The 14575-nt window shown below is 59.0% G+C and carries 18 protein-coding genes and 1 other RNA gene; 8 read left to right on the plus strand and 11 right to left on the minus strand.

Annotated elements, in window-relative coordinates; translation table 11 throughout:
* The first annotated feature begins 86 nt into the window (after positions 1 to 86).
* Both ACK3SD_RS13145 and ykgO read left to right on the plus strand, forming a co-directional pair.
* Positions 87 to 347 (plus strand): type B 50S ribosomal protein L31, encoded by a 261-nt coding sequence (locus tag ACK3SD_RS13145; RefSeq protein WP_481125779.1) that lies wholly within the window; start codon positions 87 to 89, stop codon positions 345 to 347.
* Between the two features lie 10 nt (positions 348 to 357).
* Positions 358 to 498 (plus strand): type B 50S ribosomal protein L36, encoded by a 141-nt coding sequence (gene ykgO, locus ACK3SD_RS13150; RefSeq protein ID WP_481125780.1) that lies wholly within the window; start codon positions 358 to 360, stop codon positions 496 to 498.
* 83 nt (positions 499 to 581) lie between these two features.
* On the opposite strand, the gene ACK3SD_RS13155 is transcribed toward ykgO, so the two are convergent.
* From ACK3SD_RS13155 to ACK3SD_RS13170, 4 genes are read right to left on the minus strand one after another with little or no spacing between them, the layout of a single operon-like run.
* A complete protein-coding gene (locus ACK3SD_RS13155; protein ID WP_481125781.1) occupies positions 582 to 1460 on the minus strand; it encodes a metal ABC transporter substrate-binding protein in 879 nt (292 codons plus the stop codon).
* Positions 1461 to 1469: 9 nt separating this feature from the next.
* Positions 1470 to 2336, minus strand: a complete 867-nt coding sequence (locus ACK3SD_RS13160; RefSeq protein WP_481125782.1) for a metal ABC transporter permease — start codon at positions 2334 to 2336, stop codon at positions 1470 to 1472.
* Positions 2333 to 3028 (minus strand): metal ABC transporter ATP-binding protein, encoded by a 696-nt coding sequence (locus ACK3SD_RS13165; protein WP_481125783.1) that lies wholly within the window; start codon positions 3026 to 3028, stop codon positions 2333 to 2335. The genes ACK3SD_RS13160 and ACK3SD_RS13165 overlap by 4 nt, the downstream gene beginning before the upstream one ends.
* A complete protein-coding gene (locus tag ACK3SD_RS13170) occupies positions 3025 to 3159 on the minus strand; it encodes a hypothetical protein (protein WP_481125784.1) in 135 nt (44 codons plus the stop codon). Before ACK3SD_RS13170 ends, ACK3SD_RS13165 begins: the two co-directional genes overlap by 4 nt.
* Before the next feature lie 246 nt (positions 3160 to 3405).
* On the opposite strand from ACK3SD_RS13170, the gene ACK3SD_RS13175 reads away from it, so the two are divergent.
* From ACK3SD_RS13175 to ACK3SD_RS13185, 3 genes are all read left to right on the plus strand, one after another.
* Positions 3406 to 3759 carry a hypothetical protein gene (locus ACK3SD_RS13175; RefSeq protein WP_481125785.1) on the plus strand — a complete coding sequence of 118 codons (354 nt, stop codon included), beginning with the start codon at positions 3406 to 3408 and terminating at the stop codon, positions 3757 to 3759.
* A 157-nt stretch (positions 3760 to 3916) separates the two neighbouring features.
* Positions 3917 to 4285, plus strand: a complete 369-nt coding sequence (tomB, locus tag ACK3SD_RS13180) for an Hha toxicity modulator TomB (protein WP_137763993.1) — start codon at positions 3917 to 3919, stop codon at positions 4283 to 4285.
* A gap of 47 nt (positions 4286 to 4332) precedes the next feature.
* Complete coding sequence (locus tag ACK3SD_RS13185) at positions 4333 to 4536, plus strand: HHA domain-containing protein (protein WP_072926899.1); 204 nt, start codon at positions 4333 to 4335, stop codon at positions 4534 to 4536.
* 352 nt (positions 4537 to 4888) lie between these two features.
* Here ACK3SD_RS13185 and ffs read toward each other — a convergent pair.
* Positions 4889 to 4985: signal recognition particle sRNA small type (gene ffs, locus ACK3SD_RS13190), an RNA gene on the minus strand.
* A 183-nt stretch (positions 4986 to 5168) separates the two neighbouring features.
* On the opposite strand from ffs, the gene ACK3SD_RS13195 reads away from it, so the two are divergent.
* Positions 5169 to 5480 (plus strand): MGMT family protein, encoded by a 312-nt coding sequence (locus ACK3SD_RS13195; RefSeq protein WP_137763994.1) that lies wholly within the window; start codon positions 5169 to 5171, stop codon positions 5478 to 5480.
* A 31-nt stretch (positions 5481 to 5511) separates the two neighbouring features.
* On the opposite strand, the gene ACK3SD_RS13200 is transcribed toward ACK3SD_RS13195, so the two are convergent.
* Entirely contained in the window at positions 5512 to 6066 is a 555-nt protein-coding gene (locus tag ACK3SD_RS13200; protein ID WP_481125786.1) for a YbaY family lipoprotein, read from the minus strand.
* A 217-nt stretch (positions 6067 to 6283) separates the two neighbouring features.
* Here ACK3SD_RS13200 and tesB point away from each other — a divergent pair, with 217 nt between their 5' ends.
* Complete coding sequence (gene tesB, locus ACK3SD_RS13205) at positions 6284 to 7147, plus strand: acyl-CoA thioesterase II (RefSeq protein ID WP_481125787.1); 864 nt, start codon at positions 6284 to 6286, stop codon at positions 7145 to 7147.
* Positions 7148 to 7321: 174 nt separating this feature from the next.
* On the opposite strand, the gene amtB is transcribed toward tesB, so the two are convergent.
* From amtB to ACK3SD_RS13230, 5 genes are all read right to left on the minus strand, one after another.
* A complete protein-coding gene (gene amtB, locus ACK3SD_RS13210; RefSeq protein ID WP_481125788.1) occupies positions 7322 to 8608 on the minus strand; it encodes an ammonium transporter AmtB in 1287 nt (428 codons plus the stop codon).
* 38 nt (positions 8609 to 8646) lie between these two features.
* A complete protein-coding gene (gene glnK, locus ACK3SD_RS13215; protein ID WP_009639071.1) occupies positions 8647 to 8985 on the minus strand; it encodes a P-II family nitrogen regulator in 339 nt (112 codons plus the stop codon).
* A gap of 296 nt (positions 8986 to 9281) precedes the next feature.
* Entirely contained in the window at positions 9282 to 11057 is a 1776-nt protein-coding gene (locus ACK3SD_RS13220; RefSeq protein WP_481125789.1) for a SmdB family multidrug efflux ABC transporter permease/ATP-binding protein, read from the minus strand.
* The gene (locus ACK3SD_RS13225) at positions 11050 to 12828 is read right to left on the minus strand and encodes a SmdA family multidrug ABC transporter permease/ATP-binding protein (RefSeq protein ID WP_481125790.1); all 1779 of its coding nucleotides are present in this window, start codon (positions 12826 to 12828) and stop codon (positions 11050 to 11052) included. Before ACK3SD_RS13225 ends, ACK3SD_RS13220 begins: the two co-directional genes overlap by 8 nt.
* Positions 12829 to 12925: 97 nt before the next feature.
* Complete coding sequence (locus ACK3SD_RS13230) at positions 12926 to 13387, minus strand: Lrp/AsnC family transcriptional regulator (protein WP_481125791.1); 462 nt, start codon at positions 13385 to 13387, stop codon at positions 12926 to 12928.
* A gap of 118 nt (positions 13388 to 13505) precedes the next feature.
* Here ACK3SD_RS13230 and ACK3SD_RS13235 point away from each other — a divergent pair, with 118 nt between their 5' ends.
* Positions 13506 to 14534 (plus strand): PLP-dependent cysteine synthase family protein, encoded by a 1029-nt coding sequence (locus tag ACK3SD_RS13235; RefSeq protein WP_481125792.1) that lies wholly within the window; start codon positions 13506 to 13508, stop codon positions 14532 to 14534.
* The last annotated feature ends 41 nt before the right edge of the window (positions 14535 to 14575 follow it).

Consider the following 14575-nt stretch of genomic DNA (forward strand, 5'->3'; position numbering starts at 1 on the left):
TTGAAAAGGTGGGGTTGCCAACGGACAGAGTTTGCGCGATACTGTCGCCATCAATTGTTATGTTATAACATTTCACTGGAGGCAATATGAAAGCCGGCATCCATCCTGATTACCGCACCGTGGTATTCCACGACACCAGCGCCGACACCTACTTTACCGTCGGCTCGACCATCCGTACTGACCGCACCATTGAGTGGGAGGGGCGTGAACTGCCTTACATTCCCCTTGAGGTCTCCTCTGCCTCCCACCCCTACTACACCGGGAAGCAGAAAGAGTTCTCCAAAGAGGGCAGCACCGCGCGCTTCCAGCAGCGTTTTGGCCGCTTCTTGAACCCAAAATCTGCTTAAGGAGAGGAACATGCAGGTATTGAGTTCACTGCGTTCAGCCAAAAACCGCCACAAAGATTGCAAGGTGGTACGCCGCCATGGCCGCACCTATGTCATCTGCAAAAGTAATCCGCGCTTCAAGGCCGTTCAAGGTAGAAAAAAGAAGCGTTAATCCCGCCCCTACGCCTTCGCCCCGCCCTTACCAGCGGGGCTTTTTTTTGCCCTGCCCCCTGCCATGCTGGCAGGGGGAGCGGCTTACTTCATGCCAGTAACCAACGTGTTAACGTTATGGGTAAAGGCCTGCACATAGGTGGTCGCAGGCCCGTCAGCGGTGGACAGCGCCTCAGGGTAGAGCTCGCCCCCCGGCTGCGCGCCGCTGGCGCTGGCGATCTGCTTCACCAAACGTGGGTCGGTCTGGTTCTCAATAAAGTAGTGGCGCACGTGCGCCTGCTTGATCTGGGCAATCAACGCCGCCACATCCTGCGCGCTGGCTTCGGCATCTGTGGAGAAGCCCACCGGTGCCAGGAACTGCACGCCATAGGCCTGCCCCATGTAACCAAAGGCATCATGGCTGGTCAGCACTTTGCGCTGGCTGGCGGGTACGGTGGCAAACTGCTGTTTGGCCCACTGGTCGAGCTGTTGCAGTTTGGCGATGTAAGCCGCACCACGTTGGCGGAAGTCGGCGGCATCCTGCGGATCGGCAGCGGCCAGCGCCTCCGTGATGTGGCGGGCATAGATCACGCCGTTCTGCATACTGTTCCAAGCGTGAGGATCGGTGATGGTTTTCCCCTCCTCCTCCATCTGGCGGAAGCTGACGCCTTCAGAGGCCACCACCACTTTGCCGCGATAGCCCGAGGCACCGATCAGCCGATCCATCCACCCCTCCAGCCCCAAGCCGCTGACAAACACCACATCGGCTTTCGCCAGCGACCGGCTGTCTTGCGGGCTTGGCTCGTAGCTGTGCGGATCGCCATTCGGCCCGACCAGCGTTTTGACGACCACATGCTCACCGCCAATCTGGTGAACCATATCGCCGAGGATGGAAAAACTGGCTACGGCATTGACGGTGTTGGCCATCGCCAATGGGCTGGCGAACAGCGTGGCCATGGCCAGCGCCACAGGTAAACGTTTCATTCTTTCTCCTTATTGATGACGCAATGCAGGCCGTGCCGCGGCGAAAATGCCGCCACACGAGCCAAATAGTACGGAAAGCAAAAACAGCAGGCTGGCGCTCAGCACGATGGCCGGGCCAGCGGGCAGCGAGGCGTAGTAAGACCAGAGCAGGCCAGCGAGGCTGGCGACCATGCCCAGCCCGGCGGCGGTCAGCAGCGTCGCGGGCAGGTTGCGCGTCCAGAGTCGCGCGGAGGCGGCAGGCAACATCATCAGGCCCACGGACATCAGAGTGCCCAGAATCTGGAAACCGGCGACCAGATTGATCACCACCAGAGCCAAAAACAGGGCGTGGATTACGGGCACCCAGCGACCAGCGGCCAGGCTCAGGAAGGTCTGGTCAAAGGATTCCATCACCAGCGCCCGGTAGAGCAGCGCCAGCAGCAGAGAGAGCGTGGCGATGCCACCCACCAGCCGCAGTGCCGACGCATCCACCGCCAGAATCGAACCAAACAGCACATGCAGCAGATCGACACTGGAGCCGCGCAGCGAGACCAACGTTACCCCCAGCGCCAGTGAACCAAGGTAGAAGCCAGCAAAACTGGCATCCTCTTTCAAACTCGTGTGGCGGCTCACCCAGCCGGAGAGCATGGCAACCGCCAGCCCGGCGATAAAGCCGCCCACCCCCATCGCCACCAGGGACATGCCAGAGATCAGATAGCCGATGGCAGCGCCTGGCAATACCGCATGTGAGAGCGCATCACCGGCGAGGCTCATGCGCCGCAACAACAAAAAAACACCCAGCGGCGTGGCGCTCAGGGAGAGCGTCAGGCACGCCACCAGCGCGCGCCGCATAAAACCAAACGTCAGAAAAGGGTCAAGCAGCAGGTGGACAATCATAGCGCCACCGCCGCGGGCGTGATCTCACTGGCCGCATTCAGGGCGCGCATGACATGGGGCGTCGCACCCCAATGGTTGCCGCTGGCGCTCAATAGCAGGGTCTGCGGGAAACAGGCACTCACCATCTGCCGGTCATGCAGCACCGCAATCACCGTCCGCTGTTGCTGGTGCCACTCGGCGATCATCTCCAACAGCAGTTGGATAGTCGGGGTATCGACCCCAGTGAACGGCTCGTCCAGCAGCATCACCGGGGCCTGCTGCACCAGCAGGCGGGCAAACAGCACACGCTGGAATTGACCGCCGGAAAGGATGCCGACCGGTTGGCGGGCGAAGGCGAGCATCCCGACGCGCTCCAGTGCTTCACTGATCCACTGCCGGTCACTGCGTTGCAACCGGGCAAACAGCCCGCGCTGGCTGACCCGTCCCATTGCCACCAAATCCTCCACCAGCAGCGGGAATTGGCGATCCAGCTCCGCCTGTTGTGGCAGATAAGCCAGCGGCTGCCGGACATGGCGGATCACCGCGCCTGCCACCGGCGGCAGTAAGCCCGCCAGCGTTTTCAGCAGGGTGGACTTGCCACTGCCATTGGCACCGATAATCGCCGTCAGTGAACCGGTATGGAAAGCGCCGCTAATGGGCGGAGCCACAGCATAACGGCCATAGCCAACCTGCAAGTGTTGTAAGGTCATCATGGCAGCAGGTTGGCCCAGGTGATGGCTGCCCATACACCGGCCAGCACCAGCATCGTGGCAGCGCAGCGCGCAAAGGCTGAGGCCATCAGCCAGGTCTGGCGGCCAGTGAGGGGGGCGGGTGAGGCGGTCATACATTTACTCCGGTACGCAATTGTTATAATATAACATCACACTTGAGGCGGGGTTTCAAGTTGCCCCGTTGGGGCGTCGGTAGGCAAAACGCCACTAAAGCGTAATTTTTTATTACGTCGGATTAATTGCTATAGATATCAAACTGATAATTGTAAGGTGCTTTCGGAAAAAGTGTCTTGCCTGCCTGACAAAAGACGCCGGAGTGTGCAATACTAGAAAGGAGTCGCACAAATAATGATGAGTCGATGCAAATTACACTTTCGTTTCCTGCCAACAGTGAATTCGGTTCCATTACTGATTTAAAAGAGTTCATCGAGGAAAATATTCCTCTGCTTGAAGAGACACTGGTCGGGAATTTGAGCTATTATTCAGAGAGTGCGCGGTATGAGACAGGCAGCCTGACCCTTCAGGCGATAGAGCCGCTCTCTGCCAACCGTTATTCAATGCGTTACCGTTATCGTTGGATCCTTTTCAATGCCTGCCTGGATATCAATGCGGAGGAGTATTGCGAGGAGCGCCTTACCTTTACCCATAGCGGGTCTGCGCTGATTTTCGATATCGTGGATAACAACCGACCCTCTCCAGCCGATGAATTGTAATGTTGGGTAATCCAAGACGTCACAAAACAAAAAAATGACTTATATTTAATTGAAGGGATATAAACCGCGCTGATTAACCAGCCTCTCACCTGTCCGGTTATTTCATTACTCACTGAGTGTTATCACGACTGAATAACAACCTTACGGAGGAGATGATATGGATGAGTATTCGCCAAAACGGCACGATGTCGCCCAGCTCAAGTTCCTGTGCGAAAGCCTCTATGACGAGGGGATCGCCACCCTGGGGGATAGCCATCACGGCTGGGTTAATGATCCAACGTCAGAGGTTAACTTACAGCTTAACGAATTGATTGAGCATATTGCTTCTTTCGTCATGAGCTTTAAAATAAAATATCAGGATGAACTTCAGTTAGCTGACCGGGTCGAAGAGTATCTCGACGATACTTATACCCTGTTCGGCAATTACGGCATCAGCGCACCAGATTTGAAGCGCTGGCAAAAAACCAAACGGCGACTATTCGGAATGTTCTCAGAAGAGAATGCCTGTACGCTGATTAGAACTTAATAGATAATCCACCGCAATTTACTTATATAAGAAACACTATGACCACGATGAAAAAAATCGACTACCTGATGCGTTTGCGTAAGTGCACCACTATCGACACATTAGAGCGTGTTATTGAAAAGAATAAATATGAGTTATCTGATGATGAACTCGAAATGTTTTACTCTGCCGCTGACCATCGTCTGGCAGAACTGACGATGAATAAGCTCTATGACAAAGTGCCGACTTCTGTATGGAAATACGTGCGCTAATGGCCTTCAGGCCGGTTATTGCGGTAATAGCATGAAGCCGATAGTTCTATCGGCTTCAACCACTTAGCTCAACATTTCCTTCTGCGGCACCCACTTCCTGTTTCCTGTCAGCCCTTTATTCCCTTTCTGCCCTGGCTTTTTCCGTTTCGCATCAGTCTGTTTATGGCAATCACTTTTCGGCCAACGACCGGGCATTTTTCGTCTGCATTGGCGGCATTGATTAGGAATATTTATCGAGCGAAAAGAAATATCAATAGTCTACGTCTGATTACGCAGTAATAGTGTCGCATGGTTAACGCTTTGGGAGAGAGGACGAGAGCAGAAAAAGGCGGGGAGCCAAATTGGGTGGAGGCCCTGCCAGCTACATCCCGGCACACACGACGCCTGCTGCGGCTGCTTCCTTCCGGACCTGACCGAGTTCACAAGTTAGTGTTGCGGGAGAACCAACAGGGCCTCCATTGAGTTGCCCCACTGGTGTGGAGCGGGGAGCATTATCAGGGATGGCCCCGGTAAAAGCAACCCACCACCGGCCAACCGATGGTTTCTTAAGCACCTGCGTCTGGCCTGGCCTGCGATGGCAGCGGTTTTGGTTCATACTCGCGGACATGGTATATCACTACGTTGGGGCAGCTATGGAAGGGGAAGGAAATTTCAATCAACGCGTTTACCACATTGTCGCGGCCATCCCAGAGGGCCGGGTGACCACCTATGGCGAGGTGGCGCGGCTGGCTGGCTCACCCCGTGCCGCCCGGCAGGTGGGTGGGGTATTGCGCCGTTTGCCGGAAGGGAGCAGCCTGCCGTGGCACCGGGTAGTGAATCGTCACGGCGGTATTTCGCTTCAGGGGGAGGACTTCCAGCGCCAGCGTCAGGCACTGCTGTCAGAGGGCATTATCTTTGGCCCCGAAAGTCGCATTGACCTGGAGCGCTATGGCTGGCGTGGCTAGCGCTGGCGGCGACAAGCGCCGCCAGCTCAGCTTATGGCATCGGTGTCGGGTTGATGCCAGTAGGCACCGGGCTGTTCGGTGAAGTGTCCAGTGGCCCCAGCGTGGAAGGCTTGGTAGGCACTGCCCGCGCCTCAACCGGCTTCAGCACCAGATCAAACTGGGTGCCTGCGCCATTGGTCACGGCGGGCGTCGGCTGTTCGGTTTGGAACAGGAAATGCCCCTGCTTGTCCGCGATGACCGCGCTCAGCAGTACCCTGGATTTAGGCTGCACGTCATTTGGGCTATAAGGCAGCACGAAGGGGAACGGTGCCTGATGGCCTTGGGTATAGGCAACGCTCTGCGCCACTACTTTCGACGGCGTGTCTGCGATGGAGGCGTCTGCCAGAGTCACGGTCAGCACCGAATCAGGCGGCAACGCCACGCGTGAGTCGATGGAGATAGTGCCTTTTACTGAGGGTTGCTGGATAGCCGCCGTCGAGGGCGCGCCATTGCCGGGTGGCGGCAAGGGAGGCTGGGCGGGTTGGGATGCACAGCCGGCCAATGTGAGAGACAGCGCGGTTCCACCTACAATCTGCCAAAATTTCATCAGTTGCACTCCTTGTTTTGTTTACTTCTTACGGGTCGCAAGCATCAGGATTGGACTAGTGGCATTCACCACATCACGAAATAATTGTGGCACATAACTCTGAAAAATTCCTGCCGCCCCCCGGCACGCCCTTCTTTCACTGCCCCGGATCCTCTACTATGGCGACAGGGGGCCACGCGCCCCACCTACCCTGTTTTTCGCTGAAAGGGATCACCGCATGAGTCAGGCATTAACGAATTTATTGGATCTGCTCAACCTGGAGAAACTCGAAGAGGGCTTGTTCCGGGGACAGAGCGAGGATCTGGGATTACGCCAGGTCTTTGGCGGCCAGGTGGTCGGTCAGGCGCTGTATGCCGCCAAGCAAACGGTGCCCGCCGAGCGCGGTATCCACTCCTTCCACAGCTATTTTTTGCGCCCCGGTGACAGCAGCAAGGCGATCATCTATGACGTGGAAATTTTGCGTGATGGCCACAGCTTCAGCGCCCGGCGGGTCAAAGCGGTGCAGAATGGCAAGCCTATCTTCTACATGACCGCCTCCTTCCAGTGTCAGGAGAGCGGTTTCGAGCACCAGAACACCATGCCACAGGTGCCGCCGCCGGAGGCGCTGATCTCAGAGTCAGAGATTGCGCAGAAGTTTGCCCACCTGATCCCCGAGAAGGTGCGGGAAAAGTTCATTGGCCAGCGCCCGATTGAGATGCGGCCGGTGGCTTTCCACAACCCGTTGCAGGGCACGGTGGCCGCACCAGAGCGGCACGTCTGGTTCCGGGCGAATGGCGAGATGCCGGACGACCTGCGTATCCACCAATATTTGCTGGGCTACGCTTCGGACTTCAACTTCCTGCCCACCGCGCTGCAACCTCATGGGGTCGGCTTCCTCGAGCCGGGGATGCAGGTGGCGACCATCGACCACTCCATGTGGTTCCACCGGCCTTTCCGTTTGGATGAGTGGCTGCTCTATGCGGTGGAGAGCACCTCCGCCTCTAGCGCGCGCGGCTTTGTGCGCGGCCAGTTCTACACCCGCGATGGCGTGCTGGTCGCGACGTCGGTGCAGGAGGGGGTCATCCGCCGCCGCGACGCATAAAAAAAGGCGGTGGATTGCGCCACCGCCTCTCTATCATCATGTTTGCATCATTATCTGTGATGTTTTTTGCATGTTGCCCGGCTCCTTAAGTCGGCGGGGGTAGGAATCACGCCCACGCCGGGGAACCTGTTTTATTTAGCGCACTGCTCGTCAGGCTGATGCCCTACTCTGCCATTACTGGTTGTAGGCGTTCTCGCCGTGGCTGTTGACGTCCAGCCCTTCGCGCTCCTGATCTTCCGGAACACGCAGTCCCACCACCATATCAGCAATTTTGTAACCGATAAAGGCCACGACACCTGACCACACCAGGGTAATGCCGATGCTGAACAGCTGTACCCAGACCTGGTGCCCCATGGTCACGCCTTCTGCGTAACCAACGCCGCCCAAGGAGGAGGAGGTGAAGACGCCAGTCAGGATGCAGCCGACGATACCACACACGCCGTGTACGCCAAAGACGTCACAGGTGTCATCCGCATGAAGCCAGCGTTTGAGCATCACTACGCCCCACAGGCCGGCCACGCCGCCAATCAGACCAATCACCAGCGCGCCGCCGACACCCACTGTGCCCGCCGCTGGGGTGATGGCGACCAGACCCGCGATGCAGCCGGAGCAGGCGCCCAGCAGGGAAGGCTTGCCGCGCACCATCCACTCCACCAGTACCCAGGAGAGGATCGCGCCAGCGGTAGCCATTACGGTATTGACGAAAGCCAGCGCCGCGATGCCATTGGCCGCACTGGCGGAGCCAGCGTTGAAGCCGAACCAGCCCACGTAGAGGATGCTGGCACCGGTGAAGACCATCGGCAGGTTATGCGGTTTGAATGCCTCTTTGCCAAAGCCCGCGCGCTTGCCCAGCAGGTACGCGCCCACCAGCCCGGCAATCGCCGCGTTGATGTGCACCACGGTGCCGCCGGCAAAGTCCAGCGCGCCATCTGCCGCCAGGAAGCCGCCGCCCCACACCATGTGGGCAATCGGCAGGTAGGAGAAGGTCATCCAGATCACGGTGAAGATCAGTACCGCGGAGAAGCGGATACGCTCGGCGAAGCCCCCGACAATCAGCGCCACGGTAATGCAGGCGAAGGAGCACTGGAAGGCGACGTGGATCAATTGGGCGAAGGTGCCGGTAACGCTGTCCACCGTAATGCCCTTCAGCATCGCCGTCTGGAAGCCGCCGAAGAAGGCGTTGCCCTCGCTGAAGGCCAGGCTGTAGCCATACAGCATCCAGAGCACGCAGACCAACGCGAAGGTCACCATCACCTGGGTCAACATCGACAGCACGTTTTTGGAGCGCAGCAGGCCGCCGTAGAACAGCGCAATCCCCGGCACGGTCATAAACAGCACCAGCGCGGTGCAGATCATCATAAAGGCGTTGTCCGCCTTATCAGCGACTGCCGGTGCCGCCATCGCCAGCGATGGCGCTATGGCCGCCGTGCCGAGGCCCATCATGGATAAAAGTTTTTTCATTATCAATCCACCCCTAGTTCACTCATCCGAGCCTGAAATTACAATGCTGCTTCGTCGGTCTCGCCAGTACGAATACGAATCACACGCTGCAACTCTGCAACAAAAATTTTGCCGTCCCCGATCTTGCCGGTGTAGGCCGCTTTGCTAATCACATCAATCACTTCATCCAGCTGGTCGTCGGCAATGGCAATATCGATTTTGACTTTCGGCAAGAAGTTCACGCTGTACTCAGCCCCACGGTAGAGTTCGGCATGACCTTTCTGGCGGCCAAAGCCTTTTACCTCGGTGACGGTCAGTCCCTGAATGCCTACGGCAGAGAGCGCCTCGCGCACATCTTCCAACTTGAATGGTTTGATCACCACAGTAACCAGTTTCATATTGCCACTCCTCGAATTAAGAGCCTGTCGCGTTAAACCCGCGTGGATAGCTAGTCTAAAGCAAAGGGTGTGCCACAAATGATTTCGTCTGGGAATAGAGGGAATTAGGGACAGGCGACGTCCTCTCCGGCCAGTCCGGAGGAGACGATTTGACTTAAGTCAGCCCATAGAAAGCGTAGCTGCGCCTCATTTTAGTGCAAGCCGCTTTACTGGGGTGCAGCGTGGGGGAATTGCGCGGGTTATATGCCTGATAATGGTGCGGACTGAGGGAGCGGGTGCCAAGCACCCGCCCTCGCTCAGGCGGAGAGTGGCGTGGCGCTCTCTGCCTCCAGCTGCTCACCCACCAGTTGCATCTGGTACATCTGGGCATAGCGCCCCTGATGCGCCAGCAGCTCGGCATGGGTGCCGCGTTCCACCGCCTGTCCACGGTGCAGCACCAGAATGGAGTCGGCGTCTACCACGGTAGAGAGGCGGTGAGCGATCACCACCAGCGTAGTGTGCTGACGGATGGCACGCAGCGCGCGCTGGATCGCCTGCTCGGTGCCAGAGTCGATATTGGCGGTCGCCTCATCCAGAATCAGGGTTTGCGGCGCCTGCACCAGCACTCGCGCCATCGCCAGCAGCTGTTTCTGGCCCACCGACAGGTTATTGCCCTGCTCGCCCAGCCGGGTGTGGATGTTTTCGGGCATCGCGCGTACCAGCTCCGCCAGTTGCACCGTCTCCAGCGCCTGCCACACCTCCTGCTCGGCAATCTCGCGGCCCAGCGTGACGTTGGCGTAGACCGACTCCGCCAGCACCACCGGATCTTGCTGCACCATGGCAACACCCTGACGCAGCGTCTGGTGGGAGAGCGTGTCAAGCGGACGGCCATCAAGGCGAATCTGCCCCTCGCTGATCGGGTAGTAGCCCATCAGCAGGTTGGCGAGGGTGCTTTTGCCGCTGCCCGTATGTCCCACCAGCGCCACAAAGCCGCGCGACGGCACCGACAGCGAGATGTGCTCCAGCACCTTTTTGTCATCCCGGTAGGCAAAGCTGACGTCATCAATCTCGATCTGGCCGCTGGTGAGCGGCTGGTCATCACCGCCATACTGCTGCTGTACGCGATCCATCAGCTCAAAGATGCGCTCGCCCGCCACTACCGCCTGTTGCAGGATCGACTGCTGGGAGGTCAGCTCTATCAGCGGCTCATTGAGGCGGCCGAGGTAGTTGATGAAGGCGTAGAGCACGCCCACCCCGACGCTGCCGACAGCGCTGAAACCAAACAGCATCAGCAGTCCGCACAGCACCATGGTGGAGAAGAGGCTCAGCAGCGGGCGTAACAGGAACCCCTCAATGCGCAGCGTCTTCATGCGCGCGTGGTAGTGTGCCCAGCTCGCCGCGCTCAACCGTTCAGCAAAGCGCTGCTGCTGGCGGAACTGCTGGATCACGCCCATGCCGTTGATCACTTCATTGAAGCCATCGTTGATATCGGCCAGGTAACTGCGCACCTTGCGCGCCACAGGCGTGCTGTAACGCTGGTAGAGCACCATCACCACCAGCACCGCCGGGAAGATACAGACCGCCACCGTCGCCATGCGCCAGTCGAGGCTGTACATCGCCACCAACATCGCGCCAATCAGGGCGGCGCTGCGCAGCACGGTCGCCACCACGGTAACGTAGAGATCGCGCACCACCTCGGTGTCATTGGTGACGCGTGAGATAAGTTGCCCCACCGGCTGAATATCAAACTCGCTCAGCGGCTGGCGCAGCGCGGCATCCATCACATCGATTCGCAGCCGCTGCACCACACCGACCGCTGCCCGGTTGAACAGCAGCGACTGGTAGTAGTGCAGTGCTGCCGCCAGCAGGTTGAGCAGGATATAGCCGCCGGCCAGCGCTGAAACCAGCGCCAGTGGCAGGTTGCCGTGCGCCACCACATGATCGATAAAGTAACTGATCAGCAGCGGGCCGCCTACCTCCGCGCCCGCGGCCACCCACAGCATCACCACCGCCAGCAGCAGCGGCTTGCGGTAGGGGGAGCCATAGGTGAGCAGGCGTTTCAGGGTCGGCCACATTGACTGGAGTTTAGGCATCCTGCGCCTCCCGGTTTCCCGCAGCGGGCGCTGGCTCATCAAGTGCGGCCTCAAGTTGTTGATAACGATACATATCACGATACCAGCCCGGTTGTGCCGCCAGCGTGTCATGATCGCCGCGCTGCATAACCGTGCCTTGGTTAAAGACTAAAATCTCATTGGCCTCGGTCAGTGCCGACAGGCGATGGGCGCTGATGATCAGGGTGCGGTTGCTGCCCCATTGGCGCAGGTTTGCTAGGATCTCGTGCTCAGTGCGGCCATCCACCGCAGAGAGGGCGTCATCCAAAATCAAAATCTCTGCCTCCAGCAGCAGCGCGCGGGCAATGGCGATGCGCTGCTTCTGCCCGCCGGAGAGCATCACGCCCCGCTCCCCCACCTGGGTTTCGTAACCTTGCGGCAGGCGCAAAATATCGTCATGCACGCTAGCCAGCCGCGCCGCTTGTTCAATTTGCGCTGGCGTTGCCTCTGGTCGGCCAAGGGCGATGTTCTGCGCCACGCTGTCTGAGAACAGGAACGGCGTCTGGCTCACCACCGCCAGCCGACCACGCCACTCATCCAGTTTTAGCGCGGGCAACGGCAGACCGTGGAAGCGGATTGCCCCCTCATCCACATCAAACTGGCGCTGCACCAGCGCCAGCAGAGTGCTCTTCCCGGCGCCTGTCGGGCCGCATAGGCCCAGCATCTGGCCCGGCTGGAGGGTAAAGCGCACGTCATGCAGCGCGCTGTGGGTGTTTTCTGGATAGTGGAAGCGCACGATCTCCGCCTGCAACGCCCCGCGCCCCGCAGGCACGCCCTGGCTGCCATCCACCACCGTCGGGGCCTCTTTCAACATGCTGCGCAAGCGGCTGTAGGCAGCACTGCCGCGCTCCACGATGTTGAACATCCAGGCCAGCGCCAGCATCGGCCAGATCATCAGGCCCAGATACATCACAAAGCTGGTGAGTTGGCCGAGGGTCAGGGTGCCGTTGACCACCAGCCAACTGCCGCCGCCCACCGCCAGCAAATTCGCCATGCCGATGGCGATGTAGATGGTCGGGTCAAAACGCGCATCCACGCGCGCCACTCGCAGGTTTTTGGCACCGGCATCCGCTGCCACGCGGGCGAACTGGCCGGACTGATGATCTTCCAGGCCGAAGGCCTTGATCATGCGGATGCTGGTCAGGCTCTCCTGCGTCTGGTCATTCAACGCCGAGAAGGCCGCCTGCGCCGACTTGAAACGATCGTGCAGCTGCTGGCCGTAGCGCTTGATCACCAGCGCCATGATAGGCATCGGCACCAGTGACAACAGTGTCAGTTGCCAGCTAATCTGGGTGCACATCACCACCAGCACCGCACAGCCCATTACCAGCGAATCCACCAGCGTCAATACCCCTTCTCCGGCGGCAAACACCACCCGATCCACGTCATTGGTGGCGCGGGCAATCAGATCGCCGGTACGGTGGCGCAGGTAGAAGGCCGGATGCTGGTGACTGAGTTGCTGGTAAAAGCGTTCGCGTAGCTCCACCGCCAGTTGGTAGGAGGCCCCAAACAGCAGCACTCGCCAGACATAGCGCAGCAGGTAGACGAACACCGCCGTCACCAGGATCACGCCAATCCAGCCCAGTACCGCGAACGTGTCCATCCGTTTTTGGGTGATGCCATCCACAATCACCCCCACCAGCTTGGGCGGCAGCAGTTGCAGGACGGCAATGATAATCAGCAGGGCTATCGCACCGAGGTAGCGACGCCACTCCCGGCGGAAATACCAGCCTAGTTGTGCAAACAATCTCACAAGATTTTATTCCCAAAAAGTGAAGCGCCGGCGCACCGGATGATGGCCGCCCAAGCAGCATAGAAGATGGTTGGAAAAAAGCGATGGCGCTGTGCGCCTACTCCGGCAGCGGCAGGGCCGTGATGTATTTGATCCTTTCCATCGCGAAGCTGGAGGTCACCTCAATCAGGCCGGGCACACTGTTTACCAGCTTTTTGTAAAAGGTGTCGTAGCTTTTCATGTCAGCCACCTGCACTTGCAATAAATAGTCGTACTCCCCCGCCATCCGGTAGAACGCCAGTACCTCCGGCATCTGTTCAGTCTGGCTGACGAAGTGCTGATACCACTCACGGTTATGCTGCTGAGTCTTGATCAGCATAAAGGCGGTCAGGCCGAGGCCGATCTTATCACAATCCAGCAACGCGACCCGACTGCGGATGTAACCCTGCTCCTCCAGCCGTTTGAGCCGTTTCCAGCACGGGGTGGAGGTCAGGTTGACCGCTTCCGCCATCTCATGGAGGGAGAGCGTGCAGTCCTGTTGCAGCAAACGCAGCAGCGTACGGTCAATTTTATCCAGCAAGGGTCGCTCCTGAGAAAAATTTTCTCTTATCTGGCCATTTTGCAGGCAAGATAGCAATCCTTTTTTCCCGTTCTCAGGGTAGGCTAAGCGCCATCTTCCCCCTGTTGAGAACGAGCCGATGACTGCTTGCTGGGTCAGGGGCGCTGTCCGGGAAATCGAGGCCGATTTCCAGCGCTCCGCGGATACCCATTTAATCCGATTGCCGCTGCCGGACTTCCCCGGCATCTATCTCTATCTGAAAGATGAGAGCACCCACCCCAGTGGCAGCCTGAAACACCGGCTGGCACGCTCCCTGTTCCTCTACGCGCTCTGCAACGGTTGGCTGCGGGAGAACAGCACGGTGATTGAAGCCTCCTCCGGCAGCACTGCCATCTCCGAAGCCTATTTTGCCCGCCTGCTTGGCCTGCCCTTTATCGCCGTGATGCCGGCCAGCACCGCGCGCCGCAAAATAGAGCAGATCGCCTTTTATGGTGGGCGTTGCCACTTTGTTGAGCACTCGGCGCAGATCTATGCCGCGTCTGAACATCTGGCGCGCGATCTGGGCGGCCACTATATGGACCAGTTCACTTACGCCGAACGGGCCACCGACTGGCGCGGCAACAACAATATCGCTGACAGCATCTACCGCCAGATGGCGCGCGAGCCGTTCCCGATGCCGCGCTATCTGGTGATGGGCGCGGGCACCGGCGGCACCTCTGCCACGCTGGGGCGCTATATCCGCTATCAGGGGCACCCGACCGAATTGGTGGTGGTCGATCCTGAAAACTCAGTGTTCCACGACTACTACCACCGGCGTGACCCGCAGATCACCTCGCCATTGGGCAGCCGGATTGAGGGCATTGGCCGGCCGCGTGTTGAGCCCTCCTTTATCCCGGATGTGATTGACCGCATGATCGCGGTGCCAGATGCCGCCAGCATCGCCGCCCTGCACTGGCTGGAGCGGGCGCTGGGCCGCCGCGCTGGCGCCTCAACCGGCACCAACCTCTGTGGCGCGCTGCAACTGGCAGCCGAGATGCGCCAGCGCGGTGAACAAGGCTCCATCGTTACATTGCTGTGCGACAGCGGCGATCGTTACCCCGATACCTACTACAGTGATAGCTGGGTGGCGGAGCACATTGGCGCGATCCCTCCCCTCTTTCCCGGCTGACCGGCCCACCCATGCAGCTGTTCAAAGCGGGCGCGGGACAG

This window comes from Chimaeribacter sp. YP20170169 (genome assembly GCF_056739715.1).

Excerpts from the sequence above, each read along its gene's own strand:
- ACK3SD_RS13145 (WP_481125779.1), top strand. The coding sequence starts at position 87 with ATGAAAGCCGGCATCCATCCTGATTACCGCACCGTGGTATTCCACGAC.
- ykgO (WP_481125780.1), top strand. The coding sequence starts at position 358 with ATGCAGGTATTGAGTTCACTGCGTTCAGCCAAAAACCGCCACAAAGAT.
- ACK3SD_RS13155 (WP_481125781.1), bottom strand. The coding sequence starts at position 1,460 with ATGAAACGTTTACCTGTGGCGCTGGCCATGGCCACGCTGTTCGCCAGC.
- ACK3SD_RS13160 (WP_481125782.1), bottom strand. The coding sequence starts at position 2,336 with ATGATTGTCCACCTGCTGCTTGACCCTTTTCTGACGTTTGGTTTTATG.
- ACK3SD_RS13165 (WP_481125783.1), bottom strand. The coding sequence starts at position 3,028 with ATGATGACCTTACAACACTTGCAGGTTGGCTATGGCCGTTATGCTGTG.
- ACK3SD_RS13170 (WP_481125784.1), bottom strand. The coding sequence starts at position 3,159 with ATGACCGCCTCACCCGCCCCCCTCACTGGCCGCCAGACCTGGCTGATG.
- ACK3SD_RS13175 (WP_481125785.1), top strand. The coding sequence starts at position 3,406 with ATGCAAATTACACTTTCGTTTCCTGCCAACAGTGAATTCGGTTCCATT.
- tomB (WP_137763993.1), top strand. The coding sequence starts at position 3,917 with ATGGATGAGTATTCGCCAAAACGGCACGATGTCGCCCAGCTCAAGTTC.
- ACK3SD_RS13185 (WP_072926899.1), top strand. The coding sequence starts at position 4,333 with ATGAAAAAAATCGACTACCTGATGCGTTTGCGTAAGTGCACCACTATC.
- ACK3SD_RS13195 (WP_137763994.1), top strand. The coding sequence starts at position 5,169 with ATGGAAGGGGAAGGAAATTTCAATCAACGCGTTTACCACATTGTCGCG.
- ACK3SD_RS13200 (WP_481125786.1), bottom strand. The coding sequence starts at position 6,066 with ATGAAATTTTGGCAGATTGTAGGTGGAACCGCGCTGTCTCTCACATTG.
- tesB (WP_481125787.1), top strand. The coding sequence starts at position 6,284 with ATGAGTCAGGCATTAACGAATTTATTGGATCTGCTCAACCTGGAGAAA.
- amtB (WP_481125788.1), bottom strand. The coding sequence starts at position 8,608 with ATGAAAAAACTTTTATCCATGATGGGCCTCGGCACGGCGGCCATAGCG.
- glnK (WP_009639071.1), bottom strand. The coding sequence starts at position 8,985 with ATGAAACTGGTTACTGTGGTGATCAAACCATTCAAGTTGGAAGATGTG.
- ACK3SD_RS13220 (WP_481125789.1), bottom strand. The coding sequence starts at position 11,057 with ATGCCTAAACTCCAGTCAATGTGGCCGACCCTGAAACGCCTGCTCACC.
- ACK3SD_RS13235 (WP_481125792.1), top strand. The coding sequence starts at position 13,506 with ATGACTGCTTGCTGGGTCAGGGGCGCTGTCCGGGAAATCGAGGCCGAT.